15 protein-coding genes are annotated in these 18148 nt (G+C 65.9%); 9 read left to right on the top strand and 6 right to left on the bottom strand.

The window, feature by feature from the left end:
* Positions 1–220 precede the first annotated feature (220 nt).
* From ACIBJI_RS20675 to ACIBJI_RS20705, 7 genes are all read left to right on the top strand, one after another.
* Positions 221–844, top strand: coding sequence for a 1,4-alpha-glucan branching protein (locus ACIBJI_RS20675; protein WP_397085288.1), 624 nt, complete (start codon positions 221–223; stop codon positions 842–844).
* Between the two features lie 113 nt (positions 845–957).
* On the top strand, positions 958–1266 hold the full coding sequence (locus tag ACIBJI_RS20680; RefSeq protein WP_397085290.1) for a hypothetical protein: 309 nt from the start codon (positions 958–960) through the stop codon (positions 1264–1266).
* Between the two features lie 62 nt (positions 1267–1328).
* Positions 1329–1925, top strand: a complete 597-nt coding sequence (locus ACIBJI_RS20685; RefSeq protein WP_364356430.1) for a DUF308 domain-containing protein — start codon at positions 1329–1331, stop codon at positions 1923–1925.
* A 69-nt stretch (positions 1926–1994) separates the two neighbouring features.
* Complete coding sequence (locus ACIBJI_RS20690; RefSeq protein WP_364356433.1) at positions 1995–3413, top strand: S8 family serine peptidase; 1419 nt, start codon at positions 1995–1997, stop codon at positions 3411–3413.
* Between the two features lie 463 nt (positions 3414–3876).
* Positions 3877–5265, top strand: coding sequence for a three-helix bundle dimerization domain-containing protein (locus tag ACIBJI_RS20695; RefSeq protein WP_364356436.1), 1389 nt, complete (start codon positions 3877–3879; stop codon positions 5263–5265).
* Between the two features lie 280 nt (positions 5266–5545).
* Entirely contained in the window at positions 5546–6313 is a 768-nt protein-coding gene (locus ACIBJI_RS20700; protein ID WP_397085292.1) for a hypothetical protein, read from the top strand.
* 102 nt (positions 6314–6415) lie between these two features.
* On the top strand, positions 6416–7630 hold the full coding sequence (locus ACIBJI_RS20705) for a DUF418 domain-containing protein (protein WP_397085294.1): 1215 nt from the start codon (positions 6416–6418) through the stop codon (positions 7628–7630).
* Between the two features lie 129 nt (positions 7631–7759).
* On the opposite strand, the gene ACIBJI_RS20710 is transcribed toward ACIBJI_RS20705, so the two are convergent.
* The gene (locus tag ACIBJI_RS20710) at positions 7760–8599 is read right to left on the bottom strand and encodes an alpha/beta hydrolase (protein WP_364356445.1); all 840 of its coding nucleotides are present in this window, start codon (positions 8597–8599) and stop codon (positions 7760–7762) included.
* Positions 8596–9186 carry a TetR/AcrR family transcriptional regulator gene (locus ACIBJI_RS20715; RefSeq protein WP_397085297.1) on the bottom strand — a complete coding sequence of 197 codons (591 nt, stop codon included), beginning with the start codon at positions 9184–9186 and terminating at the stop codon, positions 8596–8598. Before ACIBJI_RS20715 ends, ACIBJI_RS20710 begins: the two co-directional genes overlap by 4 nt.
* Positions 9187–9715: 529 nt before the next feature.
* On the opposite strand from ACIBJI_RS20715, the gene ACIBJI_RS20720 reads away from it, so the two are divergent.
* Complete coding sequence (locus tag ACIBJI_RS20720) at positions 9716–10546, top strand: alpha/beta fold hydrolase (RefSeq protein WP_396956698.1); 831 nt, start codon at positions 9716–9718, stop codon at positions 10544–10546.
* A gap of 225 nt (positions 10547–10771) precedes the next feature.
* Here ACIBJI_RS20720 and ACIBJI_RS20725 read toward each other — a convergent pair whose 3' ends face one another.
* Positions 10772–11338, bottom strand: a complete 567-nt coding sequence (locus tag ACIBJI_RS20725) for a TetR/AcrR family transcriptional regulator C-terminal domain-containing protein (protein WP_397085300.1) — start codon at positions 11336–11338, stop codon at positions 10772–10774.
* A gap of 215 nt (positions 11339–11553) precedes the next feature.
* Here ACIBJI_RS20725 and ACIBJI_RS20730 point away from each other — a divergent pair, with 215 nt between their 5' ends.
* On the top strand, positions 11554–12897 hold the full coding sequence (locus ACIBJI_RS20730; RefSeq protein WP_397085302.1) for an FAD-dependent monooxygenase: 1344 nt from the start codon (positions 11554–11556) through the stop codon (positions 12895–12897).
* Positions 12898–13037: 140 nt separating this feature from the next.
* On the opposite strand, the gene nuoN is transcribed toward ACIBJI_RS20730, so the two are convergent.
* From nuoN to nuoL, 3 genes are read right to left on the bottom strand one after another with little or no spacing between them, the layout of a single operon-like run.
* A complete protein-coding gene (gene nuoN, locus ACIBJI_RS20735) occupies positions 13038–14648 on the bottom strand; it encodes an NADH-quinone oxidoreductase subunit NuoN (protein WP_397085304.1) in 1611 nt (536 codons plus the stop codon).
* Positions 14645–16264: an NADH-quinone oxidoreductase subunit M gene (locus tag ACIBJI_RS20740; RefSeq protein WP_397085307.1), complete on the bottom strand. Its 1620-nt coding sequence runs from the start codon at positions 16262–16264 to the stop codon at positions 14645–14647. The genes nuoN and ACIBJI_RS20740 overlap by 4 nt, the downstream gene beginning before the upstream one ends.
* Positions 16261–18147, bottom strand: coding sequence for an NADH-quinone oxidoreductase subunit L (gene nuoL / locus ACIBJI_RS20745; protein WP_364356466.1), 1887 nt, complete (start codon positions 18145–18147; stop codon positions 16261–16263). Before nuoL ends, ACIBJI_RS20740 begins: the two co-directional genes overlap by 4 nt.
* Between the last annotated feature and the right edge of the window lies 1 nt (position 18148).

Consider the following 18148-nt stretch of genomic DNA (forward strand, 5'->3'; position numbering starts at 1 on the left):
GGTGGAGCGTAGTTTCGCTGGCCTTCGCGATCGTGCTGCCGCTGCCGCATTTCTCGCTGCCGCATGCGGTGCGCATCGGCTGGGGTCCGCTGGTGACGGTCGGCAGTGGATCGTGGTTCAGCTCCGGGGGCATCGCGCACTCACGGACTCCAGGCCGCGTGAAACCTCCGCTCGCCGTTGAAGGTTAGGGTGGCCCATGGCTGTCATTCATCATACGACCATGTCGCCCAGCAAGCTCGAACTGCTGACCGCCTGGTTGCCGACCCGGCCGTGGTATCGAGACGGCGGGCGTGCGCCGGAGCTGAGCAAGGCCGGTGGCTTCCGGCTCGACGATCCGGCGGGTGCGGTCGGCATCGAATTCGTGCTGGTGAACGATGGCGTTGGACCGGAACCGATCACCTATCACATGCCGCTCACCTACCGCGGCGCACCACTCGACGGTGCCGATGACGCTCTCGTCGGCACCTCGATACACGGTGTGCTCGGACAACGCTGGATCTACGACGCGACCCGAGATCCGGTGGCGGTCGCTCAGATTGTCGCGCTGTTGGCCGGGCAGGCGCAGCCGCAAGCGCAGCGCACAAGCGACACCCCGGACCCCTCCGTTGCCGTCACATCGGGCGAGTTCTCCTCCGCCGCAACGAAACTCCGCTCGGTCCTCGATACGCCGACGCACACCGATATCGCCGTCGGTAGTGGTCGAAGCGTTCGGGTCGAGCGGGCCCTACGTCCCGAGCCGGCCACACCGGCTTCCGGTCCGACGGATACCGCCCGAGTAACCGTGCCATGGCAGATCGTCACCGGTTCCACCGTCCGCGGCACGGTTCTCGCGATCGACGCGTGACCGCACCGGAGTAGCGGTGGTGGTCCTGGAAGGCCTTTCGTCCTCGGCTACTCCTCGGATTCGGGCTGGTCGCGTTCGCGGCCACCGCCATTGGTGCCGTCGACGCGCGGACGGTGGCGTTCGGCACTGCGATCAGCGCGTCGCTCATCGGGTTCGGCTGTGCGCTGCTCGGCATCGGCGGTTGGCTGGTCGAGCGGAACCGTGGAGCGTGGCGACCGATGGTCGAGGCTGCGCTCGTCTCGGCGCTCTGCGAGGGGTGGTTGATGATTGTCGCGGGCTCGCGGCTGATGCGTGACCCGTTGCGCGAGAAGCTGCTTGCCCGACACATGCCGCTGACGCTTGTGGTCGGGACGGTCATCGCCTGCGGTGTCGGGACACTCGTGCACATGCGCAATGCACCGCGACACGCTCAGCCGGCGTAGAAATATCGCGACCCGAAAGCAAACATTCGGTTATCCGCATCCTCTGGCCATACTATGGAGCTATGCCCGAAAACGAGAGTGCGGGTCGTGGGGGTTCGCTTGCCGACGGAGTGCGGCTGGCTGTATTTGTCGCGGGTATCGGCTCGGTGGTTCTCGGAGTGCTGATCGCCGTGTGGCCGGACAAGACCGAGCCGATGGCGGAGTTGTTGTTCGGGCTCTATCTACTATTGAGTAGTGCGATACAGCTGATCATCGCGATAGACGCCCGGTTCGGCGCGGCGCTGCGGACGTTCGTATTATTCAGCGGCGCCGTCTCGATCGCATTGGCCGTGATGGCGTTCCACAGTGCGAATTCGATCCTGCTGCTCGCGGTGTGGATCGGTCTCGGCTGGGCCGTGCGCGGGATCGTGCAGGCAACGGTGGCGGTCTGGGCCGAGGGGTTGCCTGAGGGTGGCTGGCAAGAGATGTTCGGGCTGCTGACCATGATGGTGGGATTCATCATGATCGCCCTGCCGTTCGATTCGCTGGACGTACTCGGCATGGCTGCGGGTGGCTGCGCGATCGTGATCGGCATGCTGGAAATTCTCACGGTCGCGCGCGGACGCGGCGAGGTCCACCCGGTTACGCGGTCCGCGCACATTCCGGCGGCGCCGAACTGAACTGGCGCACACCCGAGTTGGCGTTCGATCGCGCTGGCGCGATGGTCATGGGACGGGTTAACTGTCGTCATGGTGCGTACCGATAGTGGTTCGGAACTGATCGTCGTCACCCACGGTGCCCGGGCGGGTATCGATCCGAATGCGGTGCGCGAGAGTCTCGCGGCGCAATCGCGGCTGGTCGAACTACTGCCGGAAGGCGGTGCGCCGGTACGCATCTTCGGGCCGCCCAATCGATTGCCGCGGCGGATCGCGGGTACCGCTCAGGAGGAAGTGGGCGCGGAATATCTGCGCTACTTCGCCGTGCGCGGAGTCAGGGATGAACTCGAGGCGCTCGCGGACCGACTGCGTGCCGATGACGCGGTCGAGGCGGCCTATATCAAACCGCCCGCGGAACCGCCGATCGCGCCACCGGTCGTACTGGCCGATATCGCGGCCCGTCGCCTGGCGGACGCGCCGCCCGTGACGCCGAATTTCGAAGCCCGGCAAGGTTATCTGGATGCCGCGCCGCAAGGTGTGAACGCGCGCTGGGCCTGGACCCAACCCGGTGGTCGCGGCGCGGGCGTGCGCATCGTGGACGTGGAGGGCGCGTGGCGATTCACCCACGAAGACCTGCTGGCGAATCAGGGGGGAGTGATCGGCGGTGCGCCGTCGACGGATGCGGGCTGGCGCAATCACGGCACAGCGGTGGCCGGGGAGATCAGCGGTGATCTGAACACCTTCGGTATCACCGGGATCGCCGCCGATGCCGCCATCCGCGCGGTCTCGGTATTCGACGCGGGGTCCGCGGCAGCCATCCGCACTGCTGCCGACGCACTGAGCGCAGGCGACATCATCCTGCTCGAACTGCACCGGCCCGGACCGCGCCACAACTTCCAGAACCGCGAGGACCAGGCTGGATACATCGCGATCGAATGGTGGCCCGACGACTGGGCGGCCATCCGCTACGCGATCGGACGCGGCGTCATCGTGGTGGGCGCGGCAGGCAACGGTTCGGAAGACCTCGACAGCGCCTTGTACGACACCCGCCCCACCGACTTTCCGACCTCGTGGCGCAACCCGTTCCGTGGCGGCGCCGCCGACTCCGGCGCCATCCTGGTCGGCGCCGGCGCACCACCACCCGGATTCCACGGCCGCGACCATGGACCCGCACGTTCGCGACTTGCCTTCTCCAACTACGGATCCCGTGTCGACGCACAAGGCTGGGGCCTCGAAGTCACCACCACCGGATACGGCGATCTGCAGGGCGGCGCCGACGAAGACTACTGGTACACCGACACTTTCAGCGGAACCTCCAGCGCATCCCCGATCATCGTCGGCTCCATCGCCAGCTACCAAGGCTTGGCCGCCGCAGCCGCCGGGCGCAAAACACCATCCGAGGTACGGGCGCGACTGCGCGCGACCGGTTCACCCCAACTCGACGCCCCCGGCCGACCGACGACCCAGCGGATCGGCAACCTGCCCGACATCCAGGCGATGATCGCACCGTAAATCAGCGGAGGCGACGGCATTCCTGGAATGGCTTGCAGCCCAAAACCTCACGCTCGCCACCTACCGTCCTATATCGATGCCTGGCATGCCCAGGCATGGGCGGAAAGAGGAACGGCTTGTGTCGGGCGCGACGCGCGGGCGAAGCTGGAAACTTGTGGACAACGTTTAGTGTCGAAAGGTGAATGGCCCGTTGAACTTTCGGCGCGAATTCGGCGACGTTTCGGGGTGAGGCCGACCATCGACGACCCGGCAGCCGGGCTGCGATTTCCGCCCTGACCTGGGCAGGGGCGGCATGTAGCGGTGAGTGGCGGAAGTCTACGGCCACAGTCGAAGTGGGATTCACCCGCCAAGGATGGGGGTTTCGCCAGTGTCATCCCGGTCGAAAATTTCGGTAGGGTTCGGCGGCGCGGACGGGGTGGGTGCCGTCGCGACCGAAGATCGATGTGACGCCGAGGAGACTGTGGTGGGTGTCGTTACTGTCCGCGAAGAGCAGGCAATTCAGCGGTTGACCGACCGCCTGGTCGACGACTACCCGGCCGATCAGGTCGAAAGCGTAGTGGGTACAGCGCGGCAGCGGTTCGCGGGCCATCCGGTGCGGGAATTCGTTCCGATTCTGATCGAGCGAATCGCGCGCAGGGAACTCGAGGTCTCGACAAAACAGGCCGAGGCGGAAAAGGTTGCAGCGCAACCGGATCCGATCCAACAGCCCGACCCGGCGCGGGGGATCGGCCGAATCCGCACGGCTGGCCGCGAATTCGCCGCGGACAAGCGGCTCATGGGACTCGCGGCGGCGGCTCTGGTCGTTGTTCTCGCGTTGGTCATCGCCGTCGCGGCGCGCCAGCCCGACCAGCCCGCTCCGGCCAGCGCGACAGCAGCGCTGACCACCGTGCACGGCGTGGTCGGCTCGGAGAAGATGGCCTTCTTCGAAGACCCGCGCGTCGTGGATGCCTTGGCCCGCAAGGGCGTCAAGGCGCAGGTCGATCCGGCCGGATCGCGACAGATCGCGACCTCCATTGATCTCGGGAAGTACGACTTCGCCTTTCCGTCGAGTGCGCCTGCGGCGGAACGGATTCAGCGGGCGCGCAATATCAGCACCAAGTACACGCCGTTCTCTTCACCCATGGCGATCGCGACCTTCCAGCCCATCGCCGACCTGCTGACCGCGGTAGGCGTGGTGCGTCCGGGGCCGGTCCCGACCTTCGACATGGCTCGGTACCTCGAACTCGTGCGCAACGATGTGGAATGGGACAAACTTCGCGACAACACCGTCTACCCGGTGCACAAGAACATCCTGGTCTCCACGACCGACCCGCGGACCTCCAACTCCGCCGCTATGTACCTGGCCATCGCCAGCCACGTCGCTAATGACAACACCATCGTGCAGGGTCCGGCCGCCGAGCAGGCCGTGCTGCCCACGGTGTCGCGGCTGTTCGTGCGCCAGGGCTACACCGAGAACTCCACCGACGGCCCGTTCCGCGAGTACCTCGCGGCGGGTGTGGGCCCGACACCGATGGTCTGGATCTACGAGGCCCAGTTCGTCGAGGCGGCCGTGCGCGGCCAGATCAAACCCGGCATGGTGCTGACCTACCCGTCCCCGACCGTGGTCTCCCAGCACACTCTGGTGCCACTCACCGCGTCCGGTGATCGCATCGGACGACTGCTGGCCGCCGATCCGGACCTGCAGCGTCTGGCCGCCGCACACGGTTTCCGCACCAGTGACCCCAGCCAATTCGCCAAGGTCACCGCCGACAACCACGTCTCGGTACCGGGCGACGTGATCGATGTGATCGACACGCCCACCATCGACACCCTCGAACACCTCATCGACAGCGTCACCAAGTCTTACAACTGAGGTCGCATCCGAGTCAGCAGGCCACTGCGCCCACCAAGCCGGCGCATCTCGGTGCCGAGCCGTGCGCTGCCTTTTGCCAGGGGCATGTACCGGCGACCCATATGTCCAGGTCATGACCGATTGCTGAGGCGGCGCGATCGGAGGATCGTAGAGCCTGAACGGGACATATCGGATCGGGAGGTCGAGTAGCGGGGGTCGGGGGATTCGAGTAGCGGGACACTCGTGGCAAGGGGGTGTATTCGGGCCAGGCTATGGGCGGGGATGAAGAAAGGAGCGTCCCATGAGCGGGATGTTCACCAGGACGGCCAGATATGCGGCTCCATATCGGTCGGCCCCGACGGTCGGCACACACGGGATGGTGGTCTTCGGGACCGGCACCGACTGTTACCTATCGCATCGGCCGATGTTCTTCTCACCGTTCGACTTCCAGGTGCTGCTCGACATCGAATTGGACGAGCGCGGCAGTCGGGCACTCGGCGCCGACCGGCGCACCGGATTCCGCGGCGGACACGCCTTCGATCCAGCGGACCTCGCGCTCGTCGACCTCGATCCGCGCGCGGATCATCCGCGAACCACATTCCGGGGCAACCTGATTCGCGGCCATCTGGACCGGCGCGGCATCGTGATCGCACGCGACGTCGTAGCCACCGTGCGCCACGTCGTATCCTTCACACAGCTCGATCCGCATCCCCTGCGCACCGCGGAATTGTTGACTCACCTGTGCTTCGGCCGGGCCGGCAAGATGTATGTGGCGCACCGGATCGGGCGGCGGCCCAGCTTCGATCAAATCGTTTCGGCCCGGCTCATCCCCGGCACCGTCACCGACCTGCTCGGCGCCCCGCTGTCGGTCGATGTCACAGAGTTGGTATTCGATCAGGCGCAGCCGATCATCCTGGGACAGCGAGATTTCGCGGGCCAGCGGTTACGGGTCGGCGAGATCGCGGTGGCGGCCTTCCATACGACCGATACCGTCGGCGGGCAGCAGGGCTTCCTCGTCGACATTGCCATCGAGCGGCAGCTCTACCTGGAGGTCGCCGACCTGGTGTGATGTCAATACGCCGGAGGTAGCTGTTCGTGGCGGATCCGGTCAGGGCGCGAATCGGTCAGGGGGAGGACGACAGCTCGCGGGGGGCGCCATTACCTTCGGATCATGTCCGAATCGGTCCTGCACGCAACCGAATCGCGGCGGATAGCCGAAGTCGACATACTCCGCGGATTCGCACTCTTCGGGATCCTCATCGTGAATGTCGTGGTCGCCACGCTGCTGTGGTCATTCGGCGGCACCATCGACGATCCGCGCCTCGGCTTCGACGGCCCGTTCGACCATTTCGTGAACGCGGTGGTAGAGGCGCTGTTCAGCGGCCGGTTCTATCTGTTGTTCGCATTTCTGTTCGGCTATTCGTTCACGCTGCAGATCGCGGCGGCACAGCGGGCCGGGATGTCGGCGAATCCGCGGCTGCTGCGACGCTGTGTCGCGCTGATGGCGATCGGGTTGGCACATGTTTTCCTGCTGTGGATCGGCGACATCCTGACGCTGTACGCGTTTCTGAGCCTGTTTCTGATCCTGCTGCGGTGGTTGGAGCTGCGGGTGGCGGTCATCGGCGGGACGGTGTTGTATCTCGCGTGGTCGATATGGGCGTTCCTGCCGGGTGCCGGTGGAATTACCGAGGTAGCGGAGCTGCTCGATGTGTTGGCATTGCACGAGGGCTACACCGGCAGCTTCGGTGATACCTTCACGATGCAGCTGTCGGAGGCGCCGCTGTGGATCATCCTGATCTGGATCACCCAGGGAGTTCCGGCGCTCGGGATGTTCCTGATCGGGATGGCTGCCGGTAGGCGCGAGCTGTTCACGGAACAGGAGACATTGCGCCGCTGGGCACCTCGGGTGTTCATCGGCGGGCTCGCGGTCGGACTGCCGGTCTCGGCGGTGACATTCTCCTACGGGATGGGTTGGCTGGAACCGCCGTCGTACTGGAACGGGATCCAAGAAATGATCAACCCACTCATGACATTCGCATACATCGCGGGGATCATCATGCTGACTCGAGCAGCCCGCACCGCACAGTATATGGCGCTGCTCGCCCCGGCCGGTCGGATGGCGGCCTCCAACTACATCATGCAGTCGGTGGTGTTGATGGTGATCTACACCGGCTACGGATTCGCCCTAGCAGATGATGTGCCACCGGCGGGCGTCATCGGGATCGCGTTGGTGACCTATGGCGCGCAGCTCGCCTTCAGTCACTGGTGGTTGCGCGGCCACGCGTATGGGCCGGTGGAGTGGGTGCTGCGCGCTGCGACATATGGTTTGGTTCCGGCATGGCGGCGGCCGGAATACGTTCCAGTGCAGAGGGATCGATTGGCTTGACGATGCTGAGCGCGCACTGGTCCGTCGGAACTGGCGACATCTGCCCATCTCGACGAAACGTGCACGCTCAGCATCGTTTCCGCCCCGCACGGTCCGGCTTCCCCTGAGGGAAACCGGGAGCCGCGTGGGTCAGCGATCAGCGGGGACCGTCAGCGCTTCCAGGAGAGCACGAGCGAATTCGGTTGGGGTTTCCCGCACACCGCTGTGCCCACCTGGGAACTCGACCAGCGGTCGGTCCAACTCGGTCGCAAGGGTTTCGGCGGTCCGATAGGGGAGTTGGCCACGGGTTTCCCGACCTGCGGCGAGCACAAGGCGGTCCACGACGGCGGCGAGTGCGGCCGTATCGGGCCGGTAATCGGTGACCGCGCGCAGTTCATGAGCGAACATCACCGGCGCGTTACCCATGAGCCGCCCGAGCATTTCGGCGGTGCGCGCCGGGACCTCGGCGGCATTGGGCAGCGGCTTCGAGGTGACGCCCACCGCCTGCATGAAACGCCCGCCCGCGACGGCGGGTCCCTGGTCACGGGCGAGTTCGACCACCTCCTCGACCATGGCCCGGTGCGCGGGCGCATCGGGCAGGACCGCGAAGCACGGCGGCTCGTGGGCGACGACCAGGCGCAGCCGTTCCGGATGACGGGCGAGCAGGTCGAGCGCGACGACCGCGCCACCGCTGACACCGGCGACATATGCGAATTCACCTGCGGGCGTAAGGTGTTCGAGCAGACGGTATGCGTCGTCGCTGAAAACTTCCATCCGCTGGTCCACGGGTTCGGGAGCGTCCAGCACGCTGCGCGAGTAGCCACGCGGATCGGCGGCGACGACCGTGAAGTGCTCGGCGAGCGCATCGGCGATCGGGTCGAAGATGCCGGCGTCGCCGCCACTGCCCGGCAGGAGGAGCAGCACCGGGCCGTGGCCGCGCACCTCGAAATACAAGGTGGCGCCGGGAACTTCGAGGGTTTCGGATCTCACTGCGATTTCGCTTTCTCGTCGGTCGGCCAATGGGTGAGGGTGATGTGCAGGGCGTCGATCACGCGGTGCCAGGATGTGGCGGTGGAGCGGGCGTGGCCGAAGCCGCCGCTCGCCTCCAGGTTGGCATAACCGTGAAAAGTGCTGCGCAACAGGCGAACCGCATCGGTGATATCGGGTTCGTCGAGCCCGTAGGCGCGCAGCATCCCATAGGTCAGGTCGATGGCACGCAATCCGCCGGTCCAATCCGCGGCGACGGCGGGGTCCATCGGCATTTGGGTGGCGGCATAGCGGCCGGGATGTTCCAGGGCATAGCGGCGCCACTCGGCGGCAAATGCCGCGAGCGCAGCCCGTCCGGCGCGCCCGGCCACCGCCGCGGCAATGCGGTCGGTCTTCTCGTCGCTTGCCAGCATGGCCACCCGGTTACGCAGATCTTCGAGGTTCTTGATGTGCGAGTACAGGCTCGCGTCCTTGACTCCGAACTTCCTGGCCAGCGCGGCGATGGTGATGTTGTCGAAACCGACTTCATCGGCGAGCTCCGCCGCCGCCAGCGTGATCCGCTCGGTAGTCAATCCGGCGCGTGGTGACATCACATCTCCTGAAACTATGGGGCCTAGTTTATAACCTAATAGCCCTAGGTTTCGCAAGTTTCACGCGCAGACGCACACCGCATCTGGGGGTCCCGGTAGTAATCGCCGAAAATCCGAGGAAGTTCGAGATGTCGCCTGGTAGAAGGTGATTCGTGGACTCGCCGGAAGAAGAAGTTGCCTGAACGGCAATCGCGCGAGGGCTATGCCCATGGTGCGGTTCCGCTGATGATGCGGTGGATGCGCAGATGATTCAGGTTCGCTTCGAATTCGGCGACCATGGCGAGGGTTGGCAGGAACAGCTTGTCGAACGGTCGTGCCAGTCGTAGATCGAGTTGCTGAGTCCGAACAGCGCGTCGCGTTCACGTAGGCCGGTCAGGGATCGCCGGCCTCAGCCATGTTCCGAGCGGGCCGGCGGCCGAGACGCTCCGAGAACTCGACGACATTTGGCCGGGCCCGACCGATTAATTCGCGTGCCCATGCCGGTCAACATTCTCGGCAGACCATGACTACTTTGTCCGAGGAGATCTTGATGACCCCGACTTCGACCGCCACCACGCACACCCTCGACGTGCCCGGGGCTCGACTGCACTACGAGGTGCGCGGTAGCGGGCCGCTGGTCGTGTTGGTCGGCGCCCCGATGGATGCGGCGGCCTTCGCGCCGCTGGCGGAACTGCTCGCCACCGACCGCACCGTGCTCACCACCGACCCGCGCGGCCATCAGGGCAGCGTGCTCCATGACGCGGAACAGGACTCGACACCGCAGCTGCGCGCCGACGACCTGGCCTGCCTCATCACTCACCTCGGCATCGGCCCTGCGGTGGTATTCGGCTCCAGCGGCGGCGCTGTGAGCGCATTGGCCCTGGCCCAATCCCAGCCGGACCTGGTCACCACCGTGATCGCCCACGAACCGCCGCTGGGTGAACTGCTCGAGGACCGCGACCAGGTGCGCGCCGGAACCGAGGACGTCATCGCCACCTACCGCAGCGGCGATGTGCTCGGTGCATGGCGCAAGTTCATGGTCAACGCCAACATGGTGATGCCGGAACCGGTGCTACAGCAGGTGTTCGGCGGCGAGCGCGACCCGCGCCAGCTGGCCAGCGAGCGCTACTGGTTCGATCACGAACTGCGCGGCACCACCACGTGGGAGCCGAATATCGCTGTGCTGCAATCGACTCCGGCCCGCATCCTAATCGGCATCGGCTCCGAATCGACCGGCCAACACTGCGACCGCACATCGCGGGCGCTCAGTCAGGCCATCGGAGTGACTCCGACCGTATTCCCCGGCGGACACACCGGATTCGTCGAGGACCCAGCCGGATTCGCGGTCCGGTTGCGTGCGGTACTCGCAGGTGCTGCTTAGACCGGCGAGCCGGTAGCGCAGCATCGCCTTTGTGTCGATCACCCGGGCGGGGCCGAGAATGCGCAGCGGCGGCAGACCAGAGTTGCAGAGGTCCCGGTAGTAACCGCGCGGAAAACAACGACAATGGCTTGCCCATGGCTTCGGGAGTTGGAGGTCGCGTCGTCTCTGCGCGTCAACGCCGTGTTGGTGCCACGGTCGGCGCGCGTCTGGTCCCTCGGCTGCGTGTCAGCTCGCGATGTGGGCTTGGATGCCGTCGAGGAGGAAGTCGAGGCCGGTGCGGAAGGTTTGGTCGGCGTCCAGGTGGGCGGCGTCGCGTATGACCGTGGACAGCGCGGGGAATCGGCCGGTGGCGAAGGTTCGCTCGAGATAAGGCCCGAAGGCGGCCTGCCACTGCTTCTCGTTCATCCCGGTGGCCCGCTCGGCGCGCCGCTCGGCGATCTCCCGACGCACCGCCCCGACCACGTACGCATTGACCGCGTCGACCACCGGCATGACGATGTCCACGTCGATGCCGTCCATCGCGGCCACCACAGCCTCTCCTCTGGCTAGCGCGTTCGGCCCGAGCTGGGGTCGCCCACCGATCAGGTCGGCGAACCATTCGTGTTGATGAGCGGCCTGTCGGGTGGTTTCGGCGAGGGAGCGCAACACCTCTCGCCAACCGTCGCCGGCCGGCCGGATCTCGGCGTAGACCGAATCGACCATCAGGTCGAGCAATTCCTCCTTGGTGGCGATGTAGCCGTACAGCCGCATCGGCCCGACGTCCAGTGCGGCGGCAACCTTACGTAGCGACACCGCCGGTAGTCCTCCGTCCGCGTCGGCCAGCTGGATCGCCGCTCGTATGATTCGCTCCCGGCTCAGCGGGGCCGGCACTGGTCGATTCGGTGGCTCCGGCCTCTCCCACACCAACATGCCGCTGACAATACATCGGACAGTTCGATACAGTGTATTTGATAATTCACTGTATCGAAGGGCGACTCATGAATGGGCAGACTGCATCCACGGATGTTTTGATCGCGGGCGGCGGATCCGTCGGGCTGATGCTCGCGGTGCTGCTGCGCCACCACGGCGTCAAGCCCCTCGTCGTCGAGGAGAAGCCGGAGCTCTCGCCCCACCCCAGGGCCACCGGCATCGGGTCGCGGACGTTGGAGATCCTGCGCGAGGTCGGCCTGGAGCACGCGGTCAACGAGGCCGCGGTCGACTTGCGGGCGGGGAAGATCAGAGGGCGCACGCTCGCAGAGGCCGACTTCACCGAAGGCGCGGAGTGGAAGACGAAAATCGCGGCCGAGCTCATCTACACACCAGCTCGGATCCGCGGCACCTGCGCACAGAACCGGCTCGACCGCGTGCTGATCACCAAGGCTGGCGACGTGAAGTTCGGGCTGGCGCTCGACTCCTTCGAGCAGGACTCCAACGGCGTCACGGCGACCCTGTCCGACGGGCGTGTCGTGCGGGCGCGCTATCTGGTGGCGGCCGACGGGGTGCGGAGCCGGGTCCGGCAGATCCTCGGCATCGGCCTCACCGGTCCCGGTGCGATCGGTCAGGAGACGACGAGCGTCCTGTTCCGCGCTGATCTGCGGCCGCGCAAGCCGTTCGCAATGTGCAATATCGAGCATCCGGACGCGACCGGCCTGCTGGTGACCGTCGACGGCGAACGCGAGTGGGTGTTCCTCACCCGCCTCGACACCGAGCCGACTCCCGACCTCATCCGCACCGCGGTCGGCGACCCGTCGATCGAGGTGGAGATCCGCAGTGTGCTGAGGTTCCGGGGGCGCGGCCAGGTGGCCGACCGGCTCTCCGTCGGGCGGGTCTTCCTGGTGGGCGACGCGGCGCACGCCATCCCCCCACTGGGCGCGTTCGGGCTGAACGCCGGCGTCGCCGACGCGCACAACCTGGCGTGGAAGCTCGCGCACGTGCTGCGCGGCGAGGCCGGACCCGAGCTGCTGGAGACTTATCACGCCGAACGCCATCCAGTGGCCCTCATGACGATGGAGCAGGCGCGCCTGCGGTTCAACGATCCGTCCCTGCACTGGGGAAAGGACATGGCACAGGCGCGCAAGGCAGCGGGGGCGATAAACGCGCCGGTGGTGCACATGGGCTACCGGTATGGCGGTGCGGAGCTCCCCTCCACCGAGGACGTCGCCCTCGACCTCGACGGGTCCCCGGGATCCCGCCTGCCGCACATGTGGGTGACCGACGGGGTGTCCACGCTGGATCTCGTCGGATCGCAGTGGTGCGTACTCACGGCCGATCCCGACGTGGAGGCCGACATTCCGGTGCACCTGGTGGACGGCTGGCCGTACGGGACGGTGCTGGTTCGACCTGACGGTTTCGTGAGCCGCTCGTACGGCTAGCGCGCCGCCTTCAGGCAGGTGGCGAGCATGTCGCGGAGGCCCTTCTTCTCCTGCGGCGGTGTCCAACACGAAGCCATCCCGTCGTGACCTGAGTGGAGGGCGGCGCAGCAATGCACTGCCCTTACCCGTGTAGTCGGAGGTCAGCGAACGAAAGTTGATGCGCGGTCGGACAAGTCGAGCAGCATTTGCGGGACGATACCGAGCAGGACGGTCGCGCCCGCGGTGAATGCGACGACCGTGGTGGTGAGGAACGGGGAGGCGACGGTCGGGGCGTCGGCGGGTGGGTCGGTGAAGAACATCAAGACGATGACGCGGATGTAGAAGAAGGCGGCGATGGCGCTGGAGATGACACCGACGATGACCAGATAGGCAGCATCGCCGGAAGCGGCGGCCTGGAAGACCGCGAACTTCGCGACGAAGCCACCGGTGAGGGGCAGGCCCGCGAACGAGAGCAGGAAGAGGGCGAAAATTGTTGCCAGCCAGGGGGAGCGGCGGCCGAGGCCCGCCCACTGGGACATGGCGGTAGCTTCGTCACCTTCGGCATCCCGGACCAGGCTGACGACCGCGAACGCGCCGAGCGTGCCGAGGCCGTAGGCCAACAAATAGAACAGGATGGCCGAGGTACCGGCCGCATTCGCCGCGGCGAGACCGGTCAGGATGAATCCGGCATGCGCGACGGAGGAGTAGGCGAGCATGCGCTTGACGTCGGTCTGGGTAATCGCCATGATCGCGCCGATCACCATGGTCGCGATGGCAATGGCGGCGAGCACCGGACGCCAGTCGTCACGCAGACCGGGCACCGCGATCTGCAGCACCCGCAACAGCGCACCGACTGCCGCGATCTTCGTCGCCGCGGCCATGAAGCCGGTCACCGAACTCGGCGCGCCCTGATACACATCCGGCACCCAGGACTGGAACGGCACCGCACCGATCTTGAACAGCAACCCCACGGCCAGCAGCCCCACCCCGAGCAATGCCAAGGTGCTGTTCTGCGGATGCTGGGTTATCGCATCGGCGATCCCACCGAGCTTGACCGTCCCCGCCTGCCCGTAAAGCAGCGCAACGCCGTAGAGGAAGAACGCGGACGAAAACGCCCCGAGCAGAAAGTATTTCAGCGACGCTTCCTGCGAGAGCAGTCGCTTGCGCCGCGCCAGCCCGCACAGCAGATACAGCGGCAGCGACAAAACTTCCAACGCCACGAACATGGTCAGCAGATCATTGGACGCGGGAAACAGCATCAGTCCACCGATTGCGAGCATGGCCAGCGGGAACACCTCGGTGGTCGCGATACCCGCACGGACCGCGGCGATTTCCCCCGCACTACCGGGCACCGCGGAGGCCTGTGGGGTGAACGCGTCCACCCCACCGCCGACGGCGGCCGCGGCCACACTCCACGTCCCAGGACCGGAACGTACCTGCGGCCGCGGCTGCGCACCGCGCTCGGCCATGAACAGCAGCGCCAGAATCGACACCACCAGAATCGTGCCCTGAAGAAACAGTGTCACACCGTCGATCGCCACCGCACCCACCATCACGGTCGCCTTGGTCCCGGACAACCGCAGCACCGCCACCAGTGCCGCGACCAACCCGGCCAGCCCGAGCGGCACCTGGATGGCATACCGGTGGTGGCGCGGCGCGAACGCCTCGACGAGCACCCCGACCACCGCCACCCCGAACACGATCAGCATCGGCGACAACTTTGCGTATTCGATACTCGGCGCGGGCATACTTGCCGCGAGCAGACTGCTCATTTGTGGCCACCTCCGTGATCGGCCCCCGCTGCGGGGATCGCGGGCGTCTTCGGCGCGGGATCGTGGACGCCGATGGTGGTGAGCGTCTGACCCACTGCGGGATTGATGAACTCCAGCACCGGTTTCGGATAGATACCGAGGAACAGCAGTGCCGCGATCAACGGCACCACCACCGCCACCTCGCGCGGCACCAGATCATAGAGCCGCTCGTTGCCCTCCTTGACCGGACCGGTCATCATCCGCTGGTACATCCACAGCACATAAAGCGCCGCCAACACCAACGCCCCGGTCGCGATCACCGCGGCGAATCCGTAGCGCGTGAATGTGCCGAGTAGCACGAGGAATTCGCTGATGAACGGCGCAAGTCCCGGCAGCGACAGGGTGGCGAGACCGGCGATCAAGAAGGTGCCCGCCAGCACCGGCGCCACCTTCTGCACCCCGCCGTAGGCGGCGATGGCCCGAGTACCCCTGCGCGACACCAGGAATCCCGCGATCAGGAACAATGCCGCTGTCGAGATGCCGTGATTGACCATGTAGAGGGTGGCCCCGGTCTGCCCCTGACTGGTCATCGCGAAGATGCCCAGAATGATGAATCCGAAGTGCGAGATAGACGTATAGGCGATCAGCCGCATCACATCGGTCTGTCCGATGGCCAGCAGCGCGCCGTAGATGATGCCGACCACCGCGAGCGTAATCACCAGGGGCGCATAGGTTCCCGAGGCATCCGGGAACAGCAGCAGGCAGTAGCGCAACATGCCGAAGGTGCCGACCTTGTCGACCACCGCCATCATCAGCACCGCACTCGACGGCGTCGCCGCCACCGCCGCATCCGGCAGCCAGGTGTGCAACGGCCACAGCGGTGCCTTCACCGCGAAGGCGAACATGAAGCCGAGGAAGAGGGCATTCAACACGGCCGGGCCGGCGCCGAGCTGTCCGGCATTGGCCGCAATCACCACGGTGCGGAAATCGAAGGTGCCCGAGGATCCGGATCCGAGTCCCTGCCGCGCGGTGAGCACATACAACCCGATCACCGCGGCCAACATGATCAGACCGCCGAACAGGTTGTACAGCAGGAATTTCACCGCCGCCCGTGAGCGCTGCTGGCGATGCGCGAGATCGGCACTGCGCGGCCCGAATCCGCCGATGAGGAAGTACATCGGGACGAGCATCGCCTCGAAGAACACGTAGAACAGCAGAATGTCCAGCGAGACAAAGGAAATCAGCACCATCGCCTCGACGAGCAGCGTCAACGCGACATAGGTGTGCGACACCCGCCGCCCGCTGCCGACCTCACGCTCATCGTTCCACCCGGCCAGGATCAGCAGCGGCACCAGCGCCGCGGTGAGCAGCACCAACACCAGCGCGATCCCGTCCAACCCGAGTGTGTAACCCGCGCCGAAGGCTGGAATCCACTCGTGCGATTCGACGAACTGATACTGCGCCCCACCGGGTTCGAAGCGCACGGCCAAAACGATGCCGAGCACCAGCACCGCCAATGCGACACCGAATGCCAGCCCGCGCGCCAGGGTGCGCCGCGACGCGGGCAACAGCAGCACCACCACCGCGCCGGCGACGGGCAATAACCACAGCGTGGTCAACCAGGGATAGTCACTCACCAGAGCCTCACTGCCAGCAGGGCGGCGGCCACCAGTGCCGCGCCGGTGAACATGGACAGGGCATAGGACCGCACGAACCCGGACTGCACCTTCCGGATGCGACCGGACAGTCCGCCGATCAGTGCGGCGGTCCCGTTGACGATGCCGTCGATGCCGCGATTGTCGAGGAAGACCAGCGACCGAGTCAGATACGCACCGGGACGCATGAATACGCCCTCATTGAACGCATCTCCGTAGAGGTCCTTGCGGGCCGCGACCGTCAACGCGGATGCCGCCTCCGGCGCGGTCTCGGGAATCTCACGCTGCGCGAACTGGTTGTAGGCGAAGCCGATTCCGACGGCGACCACGAGCAGCGCCAGGACGGTCACCACGCCCGCGGGCACGACCTCCTCGCCGTGATGCGCCCCGACAACGGGTTCGAGCCAGTTCTGCAGCGACGACCCGAGAACGAACAGCCCACCCGCGGCCACCGAACCGATCGCGAGCAGAATCATCGGCCCGGTCATCACCGCGGGTGCCTCGTGCGGATGGGTATCTGGTTTCCAGCGACGCTCGCCGAAGAACGTCATCATCATCACGCGCGTCATGTAGAACGCGGTCAGCCCGGCACCCAGCAGCGTCACCGCGCCCAATGCCAAACCGCTTGCGCCGCCTTGGTTGAACGCCGCCTCGATGATCCGATCCTTGGAGAAGAATCCGGCGAACGGCGGCACGCCGATGATCGCCAAATAGCCGAGCCCGAAGGTGATGTAAGTGACCGGCAGCAGTTTGCGTAGTCCGCCGTAGCGGCGCATATCGGTCTCGTCGTCCATCGCGTGCATGACCGAACCGGCACCGAGGAACAGCCCGGCCTTGAAGAAGCCGTGGGTGAGCAGATGCATGATGGCGATCGCGTATCCGGCCGGGCCGAGGCCTGCGGCCAACACCATGTACCCGATCTGGCTCATGGTGGATGCCGCCAGCGCCTTCTTGATGTCGTCCTTCGCGCAACCGACGATCGCACCGAACAGCAGTGTCACCGCCCCTACCAGTACAACCCCGAGTCGCGCATTGGGCGCGAGATCGAAAATCGGTCCGGAGCGCGCGATCAGATACACACCCGCCGTCACCATGGTGGCCGCGTGGATGAGCGCGGAGACCGGTGTCGGACCCTCCATCGCGTCCCCGAGCCAGGACTGCAGCGGCACCTGCGCGGACTTACCGCACGCGGCCAGCAGCAACAACAACCCGATTGCGGTGAGCGTGCCCTCCCCAGCCTGCGGCGCGGTCGCGAAAACCGAGCCGAAGTCAATCGAACCGAAGGTCGCGAACATGGTGAACATCGCGATCGCCAGCCCCATATCGCCGACCCGGTTGACCACGAATGCCTTCTTGGCCGCCGTCGCCGCGGTCGGCTTGTGGTACCAGAACCCGATCAGCAGATAGGAGGCCAGACCCACACCCTCCCAGCCGAGATACAGCACCAGGTAGTTGTCCGCCAGCACCAGCAGCAGCATGGCCGCCAGGAACAGATTCAGGTAGGCGAAGAACCGTCGCCGTCCTGGATCGTGGTTCATATAGCCGACGGAATAGATGTGGATCAGCGATCCCACGCCGGTGATCAGCAGCGCGAAACACACCGACAGCTGGTCCAATTGGAGGCTGAAGTCCACCTGCAACCCGTCGACCGGCACCCAGCTGAAAAAGTCCTTGTGGACTGCGCGGGCGGCATCATCACGGTCGAGCATGTGGAAGAAGGCGACGACGGCGAAGCCGAACGAGGCCAGCGCGGTGGCACAGCCGAGCAGATGCCCCCACCTGTCGCTGAAGCGTCCGACCAGCAGCAAGACGACAGCACCGGCCAGCGGCAGTGCGGGCAGCACCCAGAGCGTTGCGGTATCCACG

Origin of the sequence: Nocardia sp. NPDC050408 (assembly GCF_044458905.1) — a bacterium.
GTDB lineage: Bacteria > Actinomycetota > Actinomycetes > Mycobacteriales > Mycobacteriaceae > Nocardia.